Origin of the sequence: Ancylobacter amanitiformis, assembly GCF_030814815.1 — a bacterium.
GTDB lineage: Bacteria > Pseudomonadota > Alphaproteobacteria > Rhizobiales > Xanthobacteraceae > Ancylobacter > Ancylobacter amanitiformis.
The window spans coordinates 12,646-34,241 of sequence record NZ_JAUSVR010000019.1 but is presented as its reverse complement, the minus strand read 5'-3'; the positions used below and the strand labels follow the sequence as shown (position 1 = coordinate 34,241).

Sequence of the window (21,596 nt, the reverse complement as noted above, 5' to 3'; positions counted from 1 at the left end):
CCACCTGGAGTGAGACACCACCTGGAGTGAGACACCACCTGGACTGAGGCGCGACTGGAGTGAGACCCGACCCGGCGTCGCCGGCCACGGCAGGCGGCGCAGGGCTCGACCGTTACGGAAGCTGTTGCCCATCGAGCGCCGCCAGGCAGGGCGACGGCGCCCGCTCCTCCGGCGTCGCGCACAGGCCGCGCCGCATGAGCCAGCGGCCGAGCGCCGGCTCGGAAGTCAGCACCGCGAAGGGCACGGCACTGACAAGGCCGACCAGCACCGGCAGCGCCCACACGAGGGCGGCCGGCACGGCGGCGGTGAGAATGCCGGCTATGGCCGCGCCGAACACCAGCTGCGGCCATAGCCCGGCAAGGGCGGTGCGCCACGACAGCCGCACGGCATCGCGGGCCTGCGCGTCCCACGTCACCGTCCGGCCGAAGGCGAGGCCCACCATGAAGATCGCCACCCGCAGCGCGACGACGGGGCCGAGCAGCACGGAGAAGACGAATTCCACCAGCGCGCCGCCGAGCAGCCGGCCGCCGCCGCCATAGCGCCGTCGCTCCCCCGGCCGCAGCAGCACGTCGATCAGCCCGGCGATCTTCGGCGCAAGGCTCATCAGGAAGGTGATGGCGAACAGCGTGAGCCCGAGCCCGGCCGGGAACGGCTCATCGAACCGCTCGGTGTCGAAGGCCTTCAGCGCCGCGAGAACCATGAAGGCGATCCAGGCCAGCGCGCCGACATACATCAGGATCGCCCAGGCGATCTGGAAGCGGCTCATCGGCAGCAGGCCGGGCATGGCGAGGAGCCGCCAGTACTGCATGTTGCCCTGGCACCAGCGCAGGTCGCGGCGGGTGAACTCGGTCAGGTGCGGCGGATTCTCCTCATAGCTCTCGCCTTCCTCCGGCAGCACCCGCACCTCATAGCCGGCGCGGCGCATCAGCACCGCCTCGATCTGGTCATGCGACAGAACGTCACCCGCGAGCGGGCCGCGCCCCGGCAGCACGGGCAAGGCGCAGTGCGCCTTGAACGGCGCGATGCGGATCACCGCATTGTGCCCCCAATAGGGTCCGCAATCCCCCGCCCACCACGACGCCCCCATCGTGTAGGAGCGCATGCCATGGCGCATGCCGAACTGGAAGATGCGCGCGAAGGGCGAGGCCGAGGGCAGGCCCACGACGAGGCTCTGCAGGATGCCGAGCCGCGGATTGGCCTGCAGGATGCGCAGCAGCCGCAGGACGCTGGAAGCCCCCATCAGGCTGTCGGCATCCAGCACCAGCATCAGATCGTGATCATCGCCCCAGCGTTCGAGAAAATCGCGGATATTGCCGGCCTTGAAGCCTTGATTGTCGCTGCGGCGGCGGTAGTGCAGCGGCGCGCCCGCGCCGATCTCCGCCCGCCAGGCCGCGACAATCGCTTCCTCCTGCGCGGCGATGTCGGCGCGGGTGGTGTCGGACAGCACGAACCAGGCGAAATCGCCGCCGGCGCCGGCGCGCGCAAGATCCTCCCGCATCACCCGCAGGCGGGCGATGGCGCGCGCGGGATCCTCGTTGCGCAGCGTCATCACCACCGCGACCCGTGCGGTGATCGGCGCGTCCTCCGCCGCCTTTGCCGCATAGGGATAGACCGAAAGGCGCGGATCGCCCGGGCCGTGCAGCAGCCAGAGGCCGATGCCCGCGTTCCAGAAGCCGAGGATCGTCCACGGGGTGGAGAGGCAGAAGGCCAGCAGCAGCAGCCCATCCAGCGGGGTGAAGCCGCCATGGGCCAGCAGGCGGGTGAACAGCGCGACGAGGGCGAGGAAGGTCGCCGCGTTGAGCACCGCGACCAGCAGGCGCCGACGGAAGAGCTGCCGGCGGGACTGCGCGCCGGTCGGCGTCAGGTCCCCGGCGGCACCGGCACGGGCGAACAGGCGTTCTACGGGCTTTTCATTCACGCTCATGCCGGCCACTCTGATCCGTGCAGACCAATCCCTTGCGGGAAGCCTGTCGGTGCTTGTACGCAGCCGGACGCCGACGGTTCACGCCGTCTCGGATCAAACCGCCGTCCACCCCTGTCGGGAGGGACAGTGCGGCACGGGAGCAGGGTCCGCAATGCCACATCCGTCTGGGCCATCGGCACGGCAGCTCTGGTGCGCGTCGCCCGGTCGCTATGAGATGAGGAGCGCGCGCCTCGACGACGCGGGGCCGGACCGGCTGGTGGTGCGCACGCTCGCCTCCGCCGTCAGCCGCGGCACCGAGCGGCTGGTGCTGCGCGGCGGAATTCCGGCGAGCGAGCACCAGCGCATGCGCGCGCCGTTCCAGCAGGGCGATTTCCCGTTCCCCGTCCAGTACGGCTACCAGAGCGTGGGCAGGGTCGAGGCCGGTCCCGGCGAGTGGCTCGGCCGCACCATCTTCGCCCTCTACCCGCATCAGGATGTCTATCTGCTGCCGCTCGCGGCGGCCATGCTGGTGCCGGACGGCATCCCTCCCCAGCGCGCCACGCTGGCGGCGAACATGGAGACCGCCCTCAACGCCCTGTGGGATGCCGGCGCCGGCCCGGGCGATCGCATCACCATTGTCGGCGGCGGCGTGGTCGGCCTGTTGCTCGCCGCCCTCGCCGCCGGCCTGCCCGGCGCGGACGTGACGCTGGTGGACGTCGAGCCCGGCCGGGCCGCGCTGGCGCATCTCTTCGGCGCCACCTTCACTACCCCGGCGCAGGTGAGCGACGATGCCGACATCGTGTTCCACACCAGCGCCAGCGCCGCCGGCCTCAACACCGCGCTGGCGGCGGGCGGCTTCGAGGCGCGGATCGTCGAGGTGAGCTGGTATGGCGACCGCGCGCCAGCCATTCCGCTGGGCGAAAGTTTCCACAGCCGGCGCCTGCAACTGATCGGCTCGCAGGTCGGCGCCGTATCTCCTGTGCGGCGGCCGCGCTGGCCGCATGAACGCCGGCTGGCCAAGGCGCTCGCGCTACTGGACGATGCGCGCCTCGACCAACTGGTCACGCATGTCGTCCCGTTCGCGCAGGCGCCCGCGCAGCTGCCGCACCTGCTGGGCGACGGGGAGGACGCGCTGGCGATCCTGCTCGATTACCAATGAGGAAAGCCATGTATTGTGTCGAAGTCCGCGATCGCATCATGATCGCCCATTCGCTGCCCGATCCGTTCTTCGGTCCCGCCCAGGGCCTGCACGGCGCGACCTTCGTGGTCGATGTCGCCTTTCTGCGCGAGACCCTCACGGCGAAGAACGTGGTGGTGGATATCGGCGCCGCGCTCGACGTGCTGAACAAGACGCTCAAGCCGCTCGCCTACCAGAATCTCGACACGCTGCCGGCCTTTGCCGGCCAGCTCACCACGACCGAATTCCTCGCGCGGTACATTTTCGACGCCATGGCCGCCGCCGCGCGGGACGGCGCGCTGGGCGAAGACGGGCACGGCCTGTCGGCGATCCGCGTCACCCTGCACGAAACCGACCTCGCCCGCGCCAGCTTTGAGGCTGGCCTCGATTGAGCCTCGCGATGAGCGGCTTCGCCTTCGCCATTCCCGGCGCGCTCGATCTCCCCACCGGGGGCTATGCCTATGACCGGCGGGTGATCGCCGAATGCCGGCGCGCGGGCCACGCGGTGACGCATCTCGCGCTGCCCGGCGGGTTTCCATTTCCCTCCTCGGCCGAACTGCACCGCAGCGCGCAGATGCTGGCGGCCGTGCCGGACGGGCAGCCCGTGCTGATCGACGGGCTCGCCATGGGAGCGCTGCCCGCCGACCTGCTGCGCGGCCTGCGCCACCCCATCGCCGCGCTGGTGCATCATCCGCTGGCGCTGGAAGCCGGGTTGGGCGAGGGGCAACGCGCGGCGCTTCACATCAGCGAGCGGCGCGCGCTGGCGCTGGCGAGCGCCGTGATCGCCACCAGCCCCGCGACCGCCCGCCTGCTGGCGCAGGACTATGGCGTCGCGCCCGACCGTTTGACCGTCGCACGGCCCGGCACCGATCCCGCTCCCCGCGCGCGCGGGACATTTTCCCACGAGACATTTTCCCGCGGGACGGGCCGGCCGGTGCGGCTGCTCAGTGTCGGCGCCGTGATCCCGCGCAAGGCTCATGGCGTGCTGGTCGACGCGCTGGCCCGGCTGGCGATGCGGGACTGGACCTGCCACATCGTCGGCGCCACCGACCGCGACGCCATCGAGACGCACGCCGTGCAGGCGCGCATTGCCGCGCATGGGCTGGGCGGGCGCATCACGCTGACCGGATCGATCCCGCCGGACGCGCTCGCCGGGCAGTTCGACGCGGCCGACATCTTCGTCTCAGCGTCGCTGTTCGAGGGCTATGGGATGGGCCTGAGCGAGGCGCTCGCCCGCGGCCTGCCGATCGTCGCGAGCCGCGCCGGCGCCATTCCGGACACCGTGCCGGCGGCGGCGGGACTATTGGTCCCCCCCGGTGACACGGAGGGCCTCGCCGGCGCGCTCGGTGCGCTGCTCGACGCGCCGGAGCGGCGACGCCAGATGGCGGAGAGCGCCTGGAGCCACGCGCAAGCGCTCCCCCGATGGCCGCAGACGGCGGCGATCATCCTGGCGACCTTGCAGAACATATCCGGGCGCGAGCCGTCCCGACAGGAGACATCCCGATGAGCGGCTTCTCGGCCGAGTGGCTGGCGCTGCGCGAGCCTGTCGATGGCGCATCGCGCAACCCGGAAATCGCCGCGCGGGTCGGTCAGTATTTCAACAGCCGTTCCTCGCTCACCGTCGTCGATCTCGGCTGCGGCACCGGCTCGAACCTGCGCGCGCTGTCACCCTCGCTGCCACAGGGCCAGCGCTGGCACCTGATCGACGGCGATCGCGACCTGCTGGCGCAGGCGCGCCAATGCCTCGCGGACTGGGCCGACCGCGCCCGCCCGAGCGGCAACGGCCTGACGCTGGAAAAGGATGGCCGCCGTATCGAGGTGCGTTTCGAATGCGCCGACCTGACCGCGCGCAGCCTCGATTTCGGCGCCGACGGCGCGGACCTGGTGACGGCGGCCGCGCTGTTCGACCTCGTCTCGCGCGAGTGGCTGGAGCGCCTCATGGCCGCCCTCGCCGGCCGGCGCGTGCCGCTCTATGGCGTGCTGAACTATGACGGCGCGGCGCGATGGCAGCCCGCCGATCCGCTCGACGCGACGGTCAAAGCCGCGTTCAACCGCCACCAGCGCGGCGACAAGGGGTTTGGTCCCGCGCTGGGCCCGGCTGCCGGCAAGACACTGATGCAGATCGCGGCGCGGCACGGCTACGCCACATGGTCGGGCGACAGCCCATGGCGGCTGAAAAAGGAGAATGCCCCGCTGATCGCCGCCCTCGCCGCCGGCATCGCGTCTGCGGCGGGCGAGATCGAGCCAGAGCGCGGCGCCGCCTTTGCCGATTGGGCAATGGCGCGGGCGGCGGCCAAGGGGGTGACGATCGGCCATCAGGATGTGTTCGCGCGCGCCTGAAGCCGACAGCGAGGCCGGCGCGGCGTCAGCCCGGCGGCCACATGCGCGCCATCACGCCATCCTGCTTGAGTAAGCGGTGGCGCAGGGCGGCGGCGATGTGCAGGCCGGCCACGGCGGCCAGAAGCAATGCCAGCAGCTTGTGGACCCCGAGGATGCGGTTCGCCAGCGCCTCGTCGGGCGGCAGGATGGCCGGCAGGTTGAACAGGCCGAACACGTCGAGCGCGGGATAGGCGGAGACCCCGGCCCAGCCCAGCAGCGGCACGATGAGGAGGAGCAGATACAGCGCGCCATGCACCGCGTGCGAGGCGGTACGCTCGAACGGCGTCAGCGTGGCCACGGGCGGCGGCGCCCCCCGTCGAAGCCGCACCAGCACGCGCAGGATGACAAGCCAGAGCACGAGGAAGCCGAGCAACTTGTGCAGGCTGTAGAGCGAGCCGGTGACGGCATCGAAATTGGTCGCCTCGCCACGGGCGACCATGTAGAGCCCGAGAGGAACGAGGCACAGGATGAAGGCGGCGATCAGCCAGTGCAGCCGCCGCGCGGCGAGGCTGTAGCGGGCCTGGCCGGGCCGGGCACCAAAGCCATCAGAGACCGACATGCGTCCCTCCTCGGGCGGCGCTGCGCAGATCGCAATCGTAGAGGATGTTGCCGTCGTCGAGAAGATAGACATGGGCCCGCGGGCGCAGCGCGTCGTCAAGTTCGTCGATGGGCCGGAGGTCGAGGCCCGGCCGGCCAGAGCCGAGGATGATCGGGGCGAGGCACACATGCAGGCGATCGACCAGCCCGGCATCGATGAACCGCGAGATGGTCGACGCCCCGCCCTCGACCAGAATGGTGCGGTGGCCGCGCGCCGTCAGGGCGGCGAGCAGCCGGGTCGGCTCGAACAGGTCGGGATCGTCCCCGGTGCAGATGCGCTCGACCTCATCCGGCCATCCCGCCGCATTTTCCGAGAACACAATGCGGTGACAACCATCGGCCTGCAGCCATTTGGAATCGCGCGGCGAGCGGCCGGTACGGTCGATGACGGCGCGCACCGGGCTGCGGCCCGGAACCCGCCGCGTGGTGAGCTGGGGATCGTCGGCCAGCACGGTGCCGACACCGACCACCACCACATCGACCATCGCCCGCAGCCGGTGCAGATGATCGAGCCCCGAGCACCCGTTGATATCGCGCGATTTTCCGGTCGGCGTGGCGATCCTCCCATCCAGCGACTGCCCCAGCTGGGCGATGACGAAGGTCGACCGCCCATGCTGGAGGATCGGCTCATAGAGGGCGGAAAGCGGATCGATCGGTACTTCGCGTCGATTCAAGAGAAGCTCCCGCAGCTCGATCTTCAGCACATAGGCCCCGCGCCCACGCCGGCAAGATGGACCGGTGCGGGCGCGCCACCCGCACCCACTACGTACGAACCCTCGACTTGGTGCAATGAAAGACGACTTTAAGCGGCAGGGACGCGCTTCACGTCGCCGAGACCCGGCGCGGACCCGGCGCGGACCCGGCGCGGACCCGGCGGATGCCCGGCGAAAACGCCCGGCGCGCGGGAGCGGCACGGGCCCAGTCCGGCGGCAAGATGGTGTCTGTGGATCCGCCCGGCGAAGATCTCGCGACGGATACGGCCGCGCCCACGCGTCGCCGGTTACGGAGCCAGAACGGCGTGCTTGCGGCAGAAGCTTCCCACATGCCGCCACGCGCGGTGCACGTTGGCGAGGATATGGTCGGCGGAATCGGCGATGTCGGGCGAGCGGCCACGGTCGGCATGCCGCTTCACGGCTTCCGCATGGAGCACGACGGCCGTCAGCGCGTTGATGGCTTCGACCGCCGCGAGGGCCAGACTCTCGCTCTCTCCGCGAGGCACGTCGCCGCGATCCAGCCGCCAGTCGAGGACGGGGTCGCCGTCGCGCTCGACGACGATGCGCAACGCCGTGATCGCGCCATCGCGCGCGCGCTCCGGCCGCGCCTGGATGCGCCGACGCACCGGCAGCATGCCGCGCAGCCGCATCATCTGCTCGATCTCGCAATCGTCCCCGCTGGCGAGGGCGGAGGTGGCGGCCTGCCGGATCAGCTCGAACTCGCTGGGGTCGAGCAGGCTCGCCTGCGCGTCGCTGAGTGTCAGCCCGCCATATAGTTCAGGTGCGATCGCCCGGGCCATGACACCCTCCCCTCGCCGTCACATGACGGACGACAGGAAGTAACCGATGCCGGGACGCAACCGGTGTTAAAAACTGTAAAATCTCCGGTCACGCCCGCCGCTGGCCTCTTTGCAGCGCCAGCGACCAGCCGAACAGCGCCGCCGCGGCCAGCACCGTGACGATGGCCGCCGCGATCAGCGCCCCGGCGCCATGCGCATAGATCAGCCCGCCGAGCGCCGGCCCGGTGGAAAGGCCGAGCTTGGAGGCAAAGCCCGCCAGCACCGCCGAGCGCCCGCTCGCGTCGCCCTCGGCGCAGAGCGCGAAGGCATAGGGCAGCGCCATCGCCATGGTGAAGAACACCACCGCGATGGCGCCGGCAAACAGCGCCGGATCCTGCCCCAGCCCGATCAGCGCCTTGCTCAGCCCCGCGGCCAGCACCACCGCCACGAGAGGCCGCCAGCCGAACAACCGGCTGAGCAGCAGCATGGCGAGGGCACCCGGCACGCCGGCCCAGAGGCCGAACCCGACGGCGCCACCGGAAAAGCTCGCGGCATGGCCGAAATCGGCGCCGATGCCGATCAGGAAGGCGCCGAGACCGAGATTGGCCGCCTGAAACAGGAACAGGCCGCCGATGCACAGCAGATTGCGCGCGGGGATGCGTGCGGGTATTCCCCCGCCCGCGTTCGCCGGCCGGGCGCCCGGCCCCGGCGCCTCGAATGCCGGCAGCAACGGCACCACGGCGAGCGCCAGCACCCCGAAGGCGGCGAGCACCAGGAACACCATGCCGTGCGTCATGTAGGGGGCGAGGAAGGTGGAGGCGAAGACGCCGATGCCGCCAAAGCCGAAATGGAACAGGAACAGCACGCCGAAACCCTGGCGCGAATCAGCGCTGCGGGCGATCAGCCCGTAGCACAGGCCGACCAGCAGGCCGCCGATCACCCCGTGCACGGCCCGCACCATCACCAGCGCCTCATAGCTGCGCACGCCGGTCGTGGCCACGTCGGCGGCGATCAGCCCGATCAGCAGGCCGACCGCCAGCGGCCGCCAGGGCAGGCGCGGCACGATGAACAGCGCGAGCAGCGCGCCGAATGTCGAGCCATAGCCGTTGCTGGCGGCGACGAAGCCGGCCTGCATCGCATCGAGCCCGTATTCGGCCCGCAGCGCGGCCACGATCGAGGGCATGATGTCGATATACAAGGGCCCGGCCATGGCCAGCAGCGCCAGCAGCATCGCGACGCGCAGCCCGCCCGGCCGTTGCTCCGGCCGGCCCCCGGGTGCCGAGGAGGTGAAGTCCGTCAATGCCGCCACTCTCCGGATGTGCCCCGATCCATCGTCCCGTCGATAGACCAGATCACCCCCCGTGCCAAAGCCCGGTGGCGCGGTTTGTTTCCCCGTTGATCCCGATACCAGTATGATAAGGATGCGGTTGCCGAACAGGCCTCCCCCGGATTGTTCATGAAACCTGTCTCCCGCGCCGCGCAGTTCGGCTCCTTCCGACTGAACTTGTCCTCCAGGCAGCTTCACAGGGAGGGCGTGCACGTCCCCATGGGCGGGCGGGCGCTCGAACTGCTGGTGGCCCTGATCGAGCATGCCGGGGAGGTTGTCTCCAAGCAGGAACTTCTGGCCCGCGCCTGGCCGGACCTGTTCGTGGAAGAAGCCAATCTGCGGGTGCAGATGACCGCGCTGCGGCGCGTGCTCGGCGACGGCCAGGACGGGCGTCACTTCATCACCAACATCGCGCGCCGCGGCTACAGCTTCGTGGCCGATGTCATCTTCACGGATATTGCCTCCCCGGACATCGCCTCCACCAATGCCGGCGCGCGCGAGGCCACGGGTGATCCGGTCATCCACCAGAACCTGCCGTTCAACCTGACGACGGTGCTGGGGCGCGAGGCTACCGTGTCGGCGATCGGCGAGGAGCTTGCCCGATCACGCTTCGTGAGCGTGGTCGGCCCGGGCGGGGTCGGCAAGACCACGGTCGCGCTCGATGTGGCGCGTGCCGCGCTGACGCGGGACGGCGCGGAGGCGCTGGAGGCGGTGGTGCTGGTGGAGCTGGCGCCGATCACCGACCCGGCGCTGGTGGAAAACGCGGTGGCATCCGCCATCGGCATGACGCTGGGAACCGGGCCGCTGCGGCTGGGCGAGCCGCTGCCCTTCGAGCGCGGGCTGCTGATCCTCGACAATTGCGAGCATGTGGTAGCCGCGGCCGCCACCCTCGCCGAACTGGCGCTCGCCGCCAATCCCGGCCTGAAGCTTCTCGTCACCAGCCGCGAGCCACTCCGGGCGCAGGGCGAGCACGTCTACCGGCTGCAGGGACTGGAAGTGCCCCCGCGCGAGGCCGTCGGCGCGCGCGCCGACCTGCTGCGCTATCCCGCCGCGCGCCTGTTCGTGGAACGCGCGGCCGCCACGCTGGGCAGCTACATGCCGGCGCCGGATGAGATCGCCGATATCGTCGCGATCTGCCGTCGCCTCGACGGCCTGCCGCTCGCCATCGAACTGGCCGCCGGGCGGGTCGATGCATTCGGCGTCAAGGGCCTGGCGCAGCGGCTGGGCGATGTCTTCCGCCTGCTGGTGGCGGGTCGACGCACCGCGCTGCCCCGCCACCAGACGCTGCAGGCGATGCTGGGCTGGAGTTACGACCATCTGAGTCCGGGCGAGCAGACGACGCTGGGGCGGCTCGCCATCTTTGCCGGTCATTTCTCGCTCGATGCCGCCGGCAAGGTCGCCTCGATCGAGGAGGCGAGCTGGGAGACCATCGAGAACCTCACCAGTCTGGTGGCGAAATCGCTCGTCGCCGCCGATTTCTCGCAGCCGGTGCCGCGCTATCGCCTGCTCGAAATCACCCGCGCCTACGCGCTGGAACGGCTGAAGGAGGCGGGCGGCCTCGACCGGCTGAGCCGGCGCCATGCCGCCTACATGAAGGAACTGATCGCCACCGCCGAGCAGGAATGGCCGCGCGCGCAGCCCACCCAGTGGCTCGCCACCTATGCCGGCCAGCTGGACAATGTGCGCGCCGCGCTGGACTGGAGCTTCGGACCGAAGGGCGACCGCGAGATCGGCACCGCGCTCATCATCTCCTCGGCGACGCTGTGGTTCCAGCTGTCGCTGCTGAACGAATGCCGCGCCCGCTTCGAGCACGCGCTCGCCAGCCTCGACGACGGCCCGCCGCTCGATGCCCCCCGCGAGGTGGCGCTGCTCACCACGCTCGGCACCGCTCTGGTCTACACGATCGGGCCCGGTCCGAAGGCGGAAGAGCCGTTGCAAAAGGCCTGCAGCATCGCGCGCGCGAATGGCGGGGTCGAGCTGCAGCTGCGGGCGGCCTGGGCGCTGTGGGCGCTGACATTCTGTTCCGCCCGCTACGCCGCCGCGCTGGAGATCGCCCGCGATTTCGCCGCGCTCGCCGCCACGGTCGGGGATGTGACGCAAGCCGCCGACCTCATCATTGCCAACCGCCTCGCCGGCGTCTCGCTGCTGTTCCTCGGGCGTGTCGAGGAGGCGCGGGTGGCGCTGGAGGCGGCGCTTGGCGGCGGCACGACGGCCAATGCGATCGTGCGCATGCAGTATGATCAGGAGATGAACGGGCGCGCCTTCTATTCGGCGAACCTTTATCTGCTCGGCCTGCAGGATCAGGCGTCGGCGCTCGCCAGCCGCAACACCGCCGATGCCCGCGCCCGCGGCCATGCCACGACGCTGGCGCTCAACCTCGTGGATTCCGGCTGTCCCGTCGCCTTCTATTGCGGCGAGGCCGATGCCCTCGCGGAGCGGCTGGACCTCTTGGCCGACGTCTCCGGCCGGCATCCATTCGGCCCGTGGCGCGCCTGGTGGCGGTGCTATCGCGGCTCGCTTCATCTCCTGCATGGCGCATTTTCCCCGGCCGCCGAGGATCTGGCGGCGGGAATCGAGGCGCTGGAGCAGACCGGCTGGCCCATCCGCCGGGCGATGTTCCTCGGCCTTCATGCGCAGGCGCTGCACCGGCTTGGGCGCGGTGCGCAGGCGCGGGCCCGCGTCGAGGAAGCGATCGGCTTCAGCCGGGCCACGGGCGAGGGATGGATCCTGCCGGAACTGCTGCGCATCCGCGCCGGCATCGACGCCATCGAGCGGCCGCAGGCAGCGCTGGCAAGCCTCGACGAGGCCTGGAACCTCGCGCAGCGAACCGGCCTGCGCTCCTGGGCGTTGCGCGCCGCGACGGCGGCGGCGCGGCTGGCGCCCCAGGAGCGCCGCCTCGGGCAGCGCCTGAGCGAGACCCTCGCGGAGTTCAGCGAGAGCCATGCCAAGCCCGATTATCGCGCGGCGCAGCACGTGCTCGACGGGCTGGGTCAGCACCCGCCGGCGTGACCACGGCGATGCGCTCGCCCGCTACGCGGGACCGCTGCCGCCGCCACCCGGCCGGGCGGGCGGAGGCAGCGCGAGCATGGCGGTGACGGCCGCCGGCGCCGGGCCGGGCGAAGCGCCACGCCGCGGCATGCCGTCCACGAAGGGCACCAGCTGCAGCCGCGCGATCTCCAATATCCGGCGCAGCTCGGCCACCGGCGCGGCATGCTCGTCGACCCTGAGATCGAGGGCGGGATAAAGCTCCGTATCGTAGAGGCACAGACTGGCCGACTGCCGGCCGCGCCGGTCGCCGCCGGCGGCGTCGCCCGCTTCCAGCGCGCGCATCATCCGCTCGTCGAGCGGCGCGCCGTTCGAGGCCCGGTAGGCCCCGGCCATGGCGGCGATCACCTCCGGTCCGGTGAGCATGTTGCCCTGCACCGTGAACCCGTCGCCGACCTCATGCCCGAACCACGGCGTGCATGCCGTCCCCGACCAGGCGGCGGCACCGCCGGCGGCATCGACCATGCCGACCTGCCGCAATTCCCGCCCGTCATCGCGCGCCATCACGGCGGCGAGCGCTTCGGGCGCGGGCAGGCCGCCTTTGATGTGCTCCAACGCGTCAAGGGCGAGATAGGGATTGACCCAGGATTGCGTCGAGACGGCACCAACCCCGGCCCGCACGAACGGGCACATGGAGCCCACCGCCGGCACCGCGGTGGCCACCGCGACGCCGAGGCGGAAGGTTCGGGGGCAGCGGGCGACGATGGAAAAGGTCACGATCCCGCTCCCGCGCTCACACGCTCAGATGCTTTAGCACGCGCTCGCGCGCGCCCGTCTCGATCGACGCGCCGGCTTCGGCAATCTCGCCGCGGTCGAGCACCGCCCAGCGATCGGCCACCGCCAGCGCGAAGGGCAGGTGCTGCTCGACCAAGAGCATGGTCGTGCCATGGCGTTCGCGAGCGCTGCGGATGACACCGGCCAGCCGGTCGATCACCGAGGGCTGCAACCCCTCGGTAATCTCGTCGACCAGCAGCAGCCGCGCTCCCGTCGCCAGCGAGCGGGCCATGAGCAGCATCTTCTGCTCGCCGCCCGAGAGCGTGCCCGCGCGCTGCCTGAGCCGTTGCAGCAGGAAGGGGAAGGAGGCCTCCACCTCGGCCAGCGCCGCCGCGAAATCGCGCCCGCGCACCGCGAGCTTCAGGTTCTCCTCCACGGTGAGATCCTGGAACAGCGCCTTTTCCTGCGCGACATAGCCGACCCCCAGCCGCGCCACCCGGTGCGGGGACAGCCGCGTCGCCTCGGTGCCGGCAATGGTGACGCTGCCGGCCATCTTGGGCAGGAAGCCCATCACCGCCTTGAGCAGGGTCGACTTGCCCATGCCGTTCTTGCCGAGCACGGCGAGGATCTCGCCCGCGCCGATGGCAAGGTTCACCTCCCGCACCACCACCGCGCCGGCATAGCCGCTGGAAAGGCCGACGACGCCGAGCGCCGGCGCGGGATGCGGGCTCATGCGGGGCATGCTCGTAGGGGGCGTGCTCGTAGGGGGCATACTCATGCCGGCACCTCCTGGCCGCCGGTCTTCGGGGCGGTTTCATGCGCGATGCCGGCATGGCCGGAGCCGGCATAGACCTGCTTCACCAGTTCGGAGGCGACCACCTCCTCCACCGAGCCGTCGAGCACGATGCGGCCCTGGTGCAGCACGATGACGCGCGAGGAAATCTCACGCACGAAATCGAGATCGTGCTCGACCAGCAGCACGCACAGGCCCTGCTTCTTGGCGAGGTCGATCAGGATCGCGCCGATCTGCATGCGCTCGGTCTTGGTGAGGCCGGCGGTCGGCTCGTCGAGCAGCAGCACGCGCGGTTCCAGCGCCAGCACCATGGAGAGTTCCAGCGCCTGTTTCAGCCCGTGCGACAGCAGGTGCGCGGGGGTGGAGAGCTGCCGGTCGAGCCCCGTCGTGGCGATGACGTGCATCGCCGCCTCCGGCAGCGGCAGCCTCTGCGCCCGGCGCCAGAGCGAGGGGCGGGAATGGCGGGCGCGGGCGATCTGCAGGCACTCGGCGACGGTGAGCGTCTCGAACACGTTGGCCATCTGGAACTTGCGTCCCACGCCGAGCGCGACGCAGGCCTCCGGCGGCCGGCGGCCGATATCGTGGCCGTTGACGATGATCGTTCCCGCGCTGCGCTCGGCGCCGTCGGCGATGCAGCGCATCAGCGTGGTCTTGCCGGCGCCATTGGGGCCGACCAGGCTGACCAGTTCGCCGGCACGGGCCTTGAAGTCGATGCCGTCCAGCACGGTGAGGCTGCCGAAGCGCCTGGCGACGCCGGTAACCGCCAGCGCCGGCCCGTTGCCGACTTCCGCGCCCTGCGTCTGCGCGGCATCGAGGGTGGCGAGCGCCACGCGGGCCGGCCGCGCCACCGCCGCGCGCGGGCGCAGCAGACCCAGCAGCCGGCGCGGCAGGTCGAACAGCATCGGCAGCAGGCCGCGCGGAAAGGCGACGATGACCAGAACGAACACCGTGCCGATGATGAGCTGCCAGACGAAGGGAAAGTTGCCCGACAGCTGGGCGCTCTCGTAATCGACGATCAGCGCGCCGAAAACCGGCCCCAGCAGCGTGCCGCGCCCGCCCAGCGCGGTCCAGATCACCAGCTCGGTGCCGAACACGAAGCCGGCGAGCTCGGGCGCCACCACCATCGCGTAGGCGGCATAGATATAGCCGGCGACCGCGCCGATCACCGCGCAGGCGAGATAGACCCGGATCTTCAGCCGGGAGGTGTTCAGCCCGAGATATTTGCAGCGCTGCTCGTTCTCGCGCACGGCGACCAGCAGGCGGCCGGCATCGCTCTGCACGACGATATAGGCCAGCGTCGTCATCGCGACGAGGAAGCTGCCCGCCAGCCAGAACCAGGCCTCGGTCGAGAGATCGAAGCTGGTGAAGCCGGACAGCCCGCTCGACGAGCCGGTGAAGGTGCCGCCGGAATAGAGCAGCTGCGTCGCCACGATGGGCAGCACCAGCGTGATGACCGAGGCATAGAGCGCGGAGGCGCCGTGCCAGAAGGCCAGCCAGCCGACGATTGCCGCGGTGAAGAGGGCCGCGCCGATGCCCAGCGCCAGCGCGAGGGCCGCATTGCCGGGGGTGAAGTCCATATGGGTGAAGACGAGGCCGGCGGCATAGGCGCCGCAGGCGAAGAATACCGACTGGCCGAAGGTGAGGATGCCGAGATACCCCCACAACAGGTCCACGGTGAGCGCCACCGCGGCATAGAGCAGCGAGCGGGTGAGCACGTTCACCGAATAGGTGTCGAGCACAGTGGGCCCGGCGAAGATGGCGGCCAGCGCCAGCAGGGCGGCGGCGAGGATGAGGGAGAGGCGGCGCGCTTCAGTCACGGGCGAACCCCTTCGGGCGGATGCGCAGGATGACAGCGGCCAGTACGGCGATGGTGAGCCCGCCGAGCACCGGGCTGAAATGGGTGGCCACCAGCACCTGCGCCCCGCCCAGCACGAGGCAGGCGGCCAGCAGGCTCAGCAGCGAGGCGCCGGACACCAGTACCAGCATGAAGGCGTTCACCAGCCAGGGCACGCCCATGTTCGGATCGACGCTGGAGAGCGGCGTGATGAGCGCCCCCGCCACCCCGGCCAGTGCCGCGCCGAGCGTGAAGGTGAGGAAGCGCACCAGCGCGCTGTTGATGCCGAGGCCGCGCGCCAGATCCTCGTTCATGATCACGGCCCGCGTCTCCAGCCCCAGCCGCGTGCCCTGCAGCAAGGCGGTAAGCGCGAGGCCGAGCGCGGCGGCGATGCCCACCAGCGCGAGGCGATAGGCGGAATAGCTCTCGCCGAACAGATCGAGCGTGCCCGAGAGCGGCGCCTGCGTGAACTGCACACCGCGTCCGAAGGCGATGGTGATGACCTGCCCGATGATGATCGACAGCCCCCAGGTGGCGAGGATGGCATCGAGCGGGCGGGCATAGAGCGGGCGCACCACGAAACGCTCGATGGCCATGCCGGCGACGCCGCCGAACAGCGCCGCGACGGGAATCGCGAGCCAGGGATTCCACCCTGCCTGCGTGGTGACGAGCGCGGCATAGCCGCCGAGCGTCATCAGCCCGCCATGGGCGAAGTTGATGATCTTCATCACCCCGAACACGAGCAGCAGCCCGGTCGCCACCGCATAGAGGATGGCCGCGGTGGTCACGATGTCGAGCGTCTGGGCTATCATCGGATGTCCTTGGGAGCCAAAGGCACGTCCTCTCCGAAGCGGACACCCGCCGGGCCGGGCGGATGAACCGCGCCAGCCCGGCGTGCCGCGTCAGATCCGGCTGAACGTCAGCCGTGTCACTTCAGCTTCGGGCACTGGTCGCCGGGATCGACATCCTTGAAGCTGGACATGATCGCCACCGAGCCGTCGGCCTTCACCTGTCCGAGATACATGGTCAGCGGCGCGTGGCGCTGCTTGTTCATGACGATGGTGCCGCGCGGGCCTTCCACGGCAACCTCGGCGAGCGCGGGGATGACCTTGTCGGCGGCCGTCGTGCCAGCCTTCTCGACCGCGGCCTTGTAGGCATAGACGGCCTCGTATTCCGGCACCGACAGGTCGTTCGGGGTCTTCAGGTCCTTGCCGAACTTCGTCTCCATCGCCGCGAGGAAAGCCTTGTTGGCCGGCGTGTCGATATTGGTGAAGTAGGAGCCGGAAATGTAGATGCCCTCGGCATCGGCGCCCATGCTCTTGGCGGTGCCCTCATCGACGGCGAGGTTGCCGTAGAGCGCCTTGATGCCGGCCGCGCGCAGCTGCTTGGTCAGCGTCACATTGGGCGCGCCGCCGGCGGTCGAGGTGATGATGGCATCCGGGTTGGCGGCCTTCACCTTGGAGAGGATGGCGGTCCAGTCGGTGGCGTCCATCGGGGCATATTCGTCGCCGACGATCTTGCCGCCGGTCTTCTCGATATAATCCTTGGTGAAGGCCAGCATGCCGCGGCCGAACGCGTAGTCCGAGCCGATCAGGAAATAGGTCTTGGCGCCTTCCTTCTTGAAGAAGTCGACAATGGGGGCGACCTGCTGGTCCGGCACCCAGGCATTGACATACATGAACGGCGAGCAGGAGCGGCCCTCGTAGAAGGACGTGTAGATGTAGGGTACCTTGCCGCGATTGACGATCGGCAGGCCGGCATTGCGCGCCGCCGAGGTCTCCATCGAGATCAGCACGTCGACCTTCTTCTGGAAGATCAGCGAATCGAACGCCTTCTGCGCGCCGGCGGCGCCGGACGCGTCGTCCGCCACTTCCAGCACGACCTTCTTGCCGAGGATGCCGCCCTTGGCGTTGATCTCCTCGACCGCGAGTTCGGCCGACTGGACGACCGAGGGGGCCACCACCGAATTGGCGCCGGACAGGCCGACCGGGATGCCGATGGTGACGGTGTCGGCGGCGAGCGCCGGGCCGGCGAGGAGGCCGGCCGCGAGAGCACCGGCCATCAGCAGGCGACGATGCGGGATGCGCAATGTGGACATGGCTCTGTTCTCCGGAAGGTTATCGTTGTTGTGGAGGAAGCCGCGGCGGGTTCAGTACCAGCCGCGGGTGATGTCGGCGCCGAGCATCTCGGCATAGACGTCGGTGCGACGGTCGCGCAGCACCTGGTTGAAGGCGTTCCAGTTGCGGTCGCGCCGCGCGGCGCCGAGGTCGATCTCGGCGGAGACGATTTCCTCACGGTCGCGGCTGGCGGGACCGGCGGCGGGCCAGCCGGTATGCCCGACGATCAGGCTCTGGCCCTCGAAGGGCTGGCCGCGCTCGGTGCCGATGCGGTCGGCGCAGGCGATGTAGAGCGAGTTGGAATGCGCGGCGGCCATGGCGAGGATGTTGGCCATCGCCTCGCGTCCCTCGGCCTGGCCGGGAATCGGCACCCAGTTGGTCGGCACGCAGACGATGTCGGCGCCCTGCAGCGCCTGCAGGCGGTAGGTCTCGGGGAACCAGCCATCATAGCAGATGGCAACGCCGATGCGCCCCAGCGCGGTCTGGAACACCGGGAAGCCGTTATTGCCCGGCTCGAAGAACAGGTGCTCATTGCCCCATAGGTGCATCTTGCGATAGGTGCCGACATACCCGTCGGGACCGATCACCACGGCACTGTTATAGAGCGCGTTGCCCTCGCGCTCGGTGATGCCGGCCACGATGTGCAGGCCGCGCGCGGCGGCGATCCGGATCCAGGCGATGGAGGTGGGGCCATCGGGAATGGTCTCGGCGAGGGCGAAGGCCTCCGCGCGGGTCTCGAACACGTAGCCGGTATTGGCGAGTTCGGGCAGCACGATGAGCGTGGCCCCGCCATCCGCCGCCTTTCCGATCAGATCGAGGCTATGGGCGACATTGGCGGCGGTGTCGCCGAGGCGCGGCTCCATCTGGATGCAGGCGACGCGGACAAGACTGGAACTCGGCATCTGGGCACACCTCTCCGAGCGCCGCGGTCGCCCGCGTCGCGAAACAAAAAGCCCCCGGCAGCGTCTTCCGACGCCATCGAGGGCTGCACAGCCTGAATGTGAAACGGCAACGCTGCCGCGCCGCTCCCCCAGGGAAGCGATCGGCCATCAGGGAAGCGCAGTGCGCCGGCCAAGTCAAGCGCGATCTGCCGACGAGAGTGGCAGTGCGTGAAATGCCCATATTATGGGCGGATCAGCGGTCCTTCCCCTCGTCGCGGCCGAGTTCGGCCAGCATGGCGTGGGCGTTGATGATGGAGCCGGCAATGGTGCCGATCGGCACGCGCTTGGCCGTGGCCTGCTTGCGGATGAACTGGTAGGCCTCGTCCTCGCTCAGATTGCGCAGGCTCATCAAGAGCCGCGTCGCCTTCTCCACGTCGCGGCGGGTGCGCAGCGTGTCTTCCAGCTTGGTGATCTTGGCCAGAAGGCGGCTTTCATAGCCGCGCATGGACAGCGCGAGGACGAGATTGGCCAGCACGCCGGAGGCGCGGATCGGGCGCACCAGCACGCCATACGCGCTGGAATCCAGCAGCGCCTTCAGCACGGTCGGGTTCTCGTAGTCGACGATGGCGATGTGCGCGATGTTCAGATCCGCCATGCGCCAGGGCATCGAGCTGCGGGTGTCGCGGTCGAGCAGGAAGAACACGGCGTCGAGCGGCTGGGGCAATTGCGCGGGCGGCGGCCACACGACCTGCACCTGGCAGCCGATGCGCTGCAACTGGCGCACCAGATCATCGCCATCCTGGTCGCGCGGGTGAACCACGGCGATGCGCGTGTTGCGCAGGTTCTGGATAAGCGCCGCGTTCACGCCACCGCCCCCGCAGGACTCATTCCCACCCCACCTCTTCTAGACATGGTCGTGGACATGGTCGACAAGGTAGGGATCGGGCTTCACCGGCGCCTTGGCCTCCCACACCACGTCAAAGGTCCCGTGCGCGTTGACCATGCCGATGCGCGCATGCAGCAGCGTGTGGTTATTGTCCGGGTCGATGCGGATACGGCCCTGCGGCGCCTCATATTCGGTGCCCAGCGCGGCGTCGACGAGGCGCTGGGTATCCAGCGAGCCGGTCCGCCGCAGGGCATCGGCGAAGACGTGGATCTGGAAATAGGCGGCCTCGGCATACATCGTCACCGGCGCCTCACGGCCGAAACGGGCGCGATAGGCCGCGACGAAGCGATGGTTCGCCGGCGTGTCGAGGGTGGAGAAATAGGGCGCGGCGGTGATGTGGCCGGCGCACAGTTCCGGGCCGATGGCCAGCACCTCGCCCTCCGCCATGGTGAGGCTGGCGATCGGCATGGTGCGCGGGTCGAGCCCGGCCTCGCGGAAGATGCGGTAGAAGGCCTGCCCGCCCGTCCCCACCACCGTGGAAAACACCACGTCCGGCGCCCTGCGGCGGATGTCTTCCACCACGCGCCGGATCTGGTCCTCGTGCGGGGCGACCGGCACATAGGCCTCGGCCACCACCTCCCCGCCCTCGCGGCCGACCACATCGCGCATGATGCGGTTGGATTCGCGCGGGTAGATATAGTCCGAGCCGACAAGGTAGAAACGCCGCCCATAGCCGGCAAAGAGATAGCGTGCGAGCTGCAGGCTGTTCTGGTTCGGCGCCGCGCCGGTATAGATCACGTTCGGTGAATATTCGAAGCCCTCATAGAGCGAGGGGTACCAGAGCAGCGCGTTGCGGCGCTCCACCGCGGCGAGAATCGCCTTGCGGCTGGAGGAGGCGCAGCAGCCGAAAATGGTGCTGATGCCGTCCTCGGTCAGCAGGCGCTCGGCATAGCGGCGATAGAGTTCGGAACTCGATTCCGGATCGTAGCACACCGGCTCGATCGGCCGGCCGCGCACGCCGCCCGCCAGGTTGATTTCCTCGACGGCGAGCGCCGTGCCGCGGAAATGCTCGGTCTCGGGCACCTGCATATGCCCCTTGCGGGAGAACAGGACGCCGATCCGCCAGGCCGCAGCCGCCGCGCCCGCACCGCTCTCCTCGTGGTCGAGATCGCTCACCGCTGCTGCCTGCTGCTACGCCCTGTCGCCCCGGATCGCGCGCGCGGCGCCGCGGCCACGCCAACCCGGCATCGATTGTCTATTGGCGCGCCGCCCGGCAAAACGCAAGTTCGCCCGGCGATGCCGGGCCCCCGCCCGCGCCCCGGATCCGCCCTAGCGCGTGGCGGCGGTGCCGATCTCCACCACCCGCCGCCCGCGAATGGTTCCCGCCAGCAGATCGCCGGCGAGGTCGATCACCGCGTCGAGCGGCACGACATGGGCGATATGCTCGATCACCCCTTCCGGCAGTTCGTCCGCCAGCCGGTCCCAGGCGATTCGCCGCGTCGCCGCATCGCAATAGACGCTGTCGACCCCGGCGAGCGTGACCCCGCGCAGGATGAATGGCGCCACGGTAAGGGGAAGATCCATGCTGCAGGCCAGCCCGCAGGCCGCCACCGTGCCGCCATAGCGGGTGGAGGCGCAGGCATTGGCCAGCACGATGCCGCCGACGCTGTCGATGACGCCCGCCCACATCTCCTTGCCCAGCGGCCGGCCGGGCGCCTCCAGGTCGCGGCGCGGGACGATCCGGCCGGCGCCGAGGCGCGCGAGATAGCCGGCCTCCTCGGCCCGCCCGGTCGCGGCGGCGACCGTGTAGCCGCGCGCCGCGAGCAGGGCGACCGCGAAGCTGCCGACGCCGCCCGACGCGCCCGTCACCAGGATCTCGCCGCGGTCGGGCGTCACGCCATGGCGTTCGAGCGCCATGAGGCACAGCATGGCGGTGTAGCCGGCCGTGCCGATGGACATCGCCTGACGCGTGGTGAAGCGTGGCGGCAGCGGCACGAGCCATTCCGCCTTCACCCGCGCCCGCTCCGCCAGCCCGCCCCAATGCACCTGCCCAGGCCCCAGCCGTTCACCAGCACCTTCTGGCCCGGCGCAACACCGGGCGCGCGGCTGGCGAGCACCGTACCGGCCAGATCGATGCCGGGAACCATGGGAAAGCGCCGCACCACCGGCCCCCGGCCGGCAATGGCCAGCGCGTCCTTGTAGTTCAACGTGGAATGATCGACGGCGATAGTGACGTCGGCGTCCGGCAGGGCGCTCTCGTCAAGCTCGGTGAGATCCGCGCGGGTGAGGTCGGCGTCCTTGGTGATGATGATGGCCCGGAACATTGGCGTCTCCCCGATTGCCGGCAGGATCGAAAGGCGCGGAATTCCCGCGCGGTCTTCACGTGCGAGATGGCCTGCCGAAGGCGCCGATGACGCTCGCGAGATGAGCGCGGCCGATGGCCCCCGGCCC

20 protein-coding genes are annotated in these 21,596 nt (G+C 70.1%); 5 read left to right on the top strand and 15 right to left on the bottom strand.

Annotated features, from left to right (window positions below; genetic code table 11):
* Positions 1 to 112: 112 nt before the first annotated feature.
* A complete protein-coding gene (gene mdoH / locus QOZ99_RS19290) occupies positions 113 to 1,924 on the bottom strand; it encodes a glucans biosynthesis glucosyltransferase MdoH (RefSeq protein WP_306891620.1) in 1,812 nt (603 codons plus the stop codon).
* A 214-nt stretch (positions 1,925 to 2,138) separates the two neighbouring features.
* Between mdoH and QOZ99_RS19285 the strand changes: the two genes are divergently transcribed.
* From QOZ99_RS19285 to QOZ99_RS19270, 4 genes are read left to right on the top strand one after another with little or no spacing between them, the layout of a single operon-like run.
* Positions 2,139 to 3,062 (top strand): zinc-dependent alcohol dehydrogenase, encoded by a 924-nt coding sequence (locus QOZ99_RS19285; RefSeq protein ID WP_306891619.1) that lies wholly within the window; start codon positions 2,139 to 2,141, stop codon positions 3,060 to 3,062.
* An 8-nt stretch (positions 3,063 to 3,070) separates the two neighbouring features.
* Complete coding sequence (locus QOZ99_RS19280) at positions 3,071 to 3,472, top strand: 6-pyruvoyl trahydropterin synthase family protein (protein ID WP_306891618.1); 402 nt, start codon at positions 3,071 to 3,073, stop codon at positions 3,470 to 3,472.
* A gap of 8 nt (positions 3,473 to 3,480) precedes the next feature.
* Complete coding sequence (locus QOZ99_RS19275) at positions 3,481 to 4,587, top strand: glycosyltransferase family 4 protein (protein ID WP_306891617.1); 1,107 nt, start codon at positions 3,481 to 3,483, stop codon at positions 4,585 to 4,587.
* The gene (locus QOZ99_RS19270; RefSeq protein ID WP_306891616.1) at positions 4,584 to 5,420 is read left to right on the top strand and encodes a class I SAM-dependent methyltransferase; all 837 of its coding nucleotides are present in this window, start codon (positions 4,584 to 4,586) and stop codon (positions 5,418 to 5,420) included. Before QOZ99_RS19275 ends, QOZ99_RS19270 begins: the two co-directional genes overlap by 4 nt.
* A 25-nt stretch (positions 5,421 to 5,445) precedes the next feature.
* On the opposite strand, the gene QOZ99_RS19265 is transcribed toward QOZ99_RS19270, so the two are convergent.
* The 4 genes from QOZ99_RS19265 to QOZ99_RS19250 form a co-directional block, all read right to left on the bottom strand.
* Complete coding sequence (locus tag QOZ99_RS19265) at positions 5,446 to 6,018, bottom strand: cytochrome b (RefSeq protein ID WP_306891615.1); 573 nt, start codon at positions 6,016 to 6,018, stop codon at positions 5,446 to 5,448.
* Positions 6,005 to 6,730, bottom strand: a complete 726-nt coding sequence (locus QOZ99_RS19260) for a RibD family protein (RefSeq protein WP_306891614.1) — start codon at positions 6,728 to 6,730, stop codon at positions 6,005 to 6,007. Before QOZ99_RS19260 ends, QOZ99_RS19265 begins: the two co-directional genes overlap by 14 nt.
* A 326-nt stretch (positions 6,731 to 7,056) precedes the next feature.
* On the bottom strand, positions 7,057 to 7,569 hold the full coding sequence (locus QOZ99_RS19255; protein WP_306891613.1) for a hypothetical protein: 513 nt from the start codon (positions 7,567 to 7,569) through the stop codon (positions 7,057 to 7,059).
* Positions 7,570 to 7,657: 88 nt separating this feature from the next.
* Entirely contained in the window at positions 7,658 to 8,848 is a 1,191-nt protein-coding gene (locus QOZ99_RS19250) for an MFS transporter (protein WP_306891612.1), read from the bottom strand.
* 156 nt (positions 8,849 to 9,004) lie between these two features.
* Between QOZ99_RS19250 and QOZ99_RS19245 the strand changes: the two genes are divergently transcribed.
* Positions 9,005 to 11,884 (top strand): ATP-binding protein, encoded by a 2,880-nt coding sequence (locus QOZ99_RS19245; protein WP_306891611.1) that lies wholly within the window; start codon positions 9,005 to 9,007, stop codon positions 11,882 to 11,884.
* A 21-nt stretch (positions 11,885 to 11,905) separates the two neighbouring features.
* Here the strand turns inward: QOZ99_RS19245 and QOZ99_RS19240 are convergent, their stop codons facing one another.
* From QOZ99_RS19240 to QOZ99_RS19195, 10 genes are all read right to left on the bottom strand, one after another.
* Positions 11,906 to 12,637, bottom strand: a complete 732-nt coding sequence (locus QOZ99_RS19240) for a DUF1028 domain-containing protein (protein ID WP_306891610.1) — start codon at positions 12,635 to 12,637, stop codon at positions 11,906 to 11,908.
* Positions 12,638 to 12,653: 16 nt separating this feature from the next.
* On the bottom strand, positions 12,654 to 13,367 hold the full coding sequence (locus tag QOZ99_RS19235; protein WP_306891609.1) for an ABC transporter ATP-binding protein: 714 nt from the start codon (positions 13,365 to 13,367) through the stop codon (positions 12,654 to 12,656).
* Positions 13,368 to 13,408: 41 nt separating this feature from the next.
* Positions 13,409 to 15,244, bottom strand: coding sequence for a branched-chain amino acid ABC transporter ATP-binding protein/permease (locus QOZ99_RS19230; protein ID WP_306891608.1), 1,836 nt, complete (start codon positions 15,242 to 15,244; stop codon positions 13,409 to 13,411).
* Positions 15,237 to 16,073, bottom strand: a complete 837-nt coding sequence (locus QOZ99_RS19225; protein ID WP_306891607.1) for a branched-chain amino acid ABC transporter permease — start codon at positions 16,071 to 16,073, stop codon at positions 15,237 to 15,239. The genes QOZ99_RS19230 and QOZ99_RS19225 overlap by 8 nt, the downstream gene beginning before the upstream one ends.
* Before the next feature lie 116 nt (positions 16,074 to 16,189).
* Positions 16,190 to 17,323, bottom strand: coding sequence for a substrate-binding protein (locus tag QOZ99_RS19220; RefSeq protein ID WP_306891653.1), 1,134 nt, complete (start codon positions 17,321 to 17,323; stop codon positions 16,190 to 16,192).
* Between the two features lie 87 nt (positions 17,324 to 17,410).
* Positions 17,411 to 18,241, bottom strand: a complete 831-nt coding sequence (locus QOZ99_RS19215) for a nitrilase family protein (RefSeq protein ID WP_306891652.1) — start codon at positions 18,239 to 18,241, stop codon at positions 17,411 to 17,413.
* Between the two features lie 271 nt (positions 18,242 to 18,512).
* Entirely contained in the window at positions 18,513 to 19,124 is a 612-nt protein-coding gene (locus tag QOZ99_RS19210; RefSeq protein ID WP_306891606.1) for an ANTAR domain-containing response regulator, read from the bottom strand.
* Positions 19,125 to 19,163: 39 nt separating this feature from the next.
* Entirely contained in the window at positions 19,164 to 20,321 is a 1,158-nt protein-coding gene (locus tag QOZ99_RS19205; RefSeq protein WP_306891605.1) for a transporter substrate-binding domain-containing protein, read from the bottom strand.
* Positions 20,322 to 20,474: 153 nt separating this feature from the next.
* The gene (locus QOZ99_RS19200) at positions 20,475 to 21,158 is read right to left on the bottom strand and encodes a zinc-binding dehydrogenase (protein ID WP_306891604.1); all 684 of its coding nucleotides are present in this window, start codon (positions 21,156 to 21,158) and stop codon (positions 20,475 to 20,477) included.
* Positions 21,155 to 21,469 (bottom strand): alcohol dehydrogenase catalytic domain-containing protein, encoded by a 315-nt coding sequence (locus QOZ99_RS19195; protein ID WP_306891603.1) that lies wholly within the window; start codon positions 21,467 to 21,469, stop codon positions 21,155 to 21,157. Before QOZ99_RS19195 ends, QOZ99_RS19200 begins: the two co-directional genes overlap by 4 nt.
* Between the last annotated feature and the right edge of the window lie 127 nt (positions 21,470 to 21,596).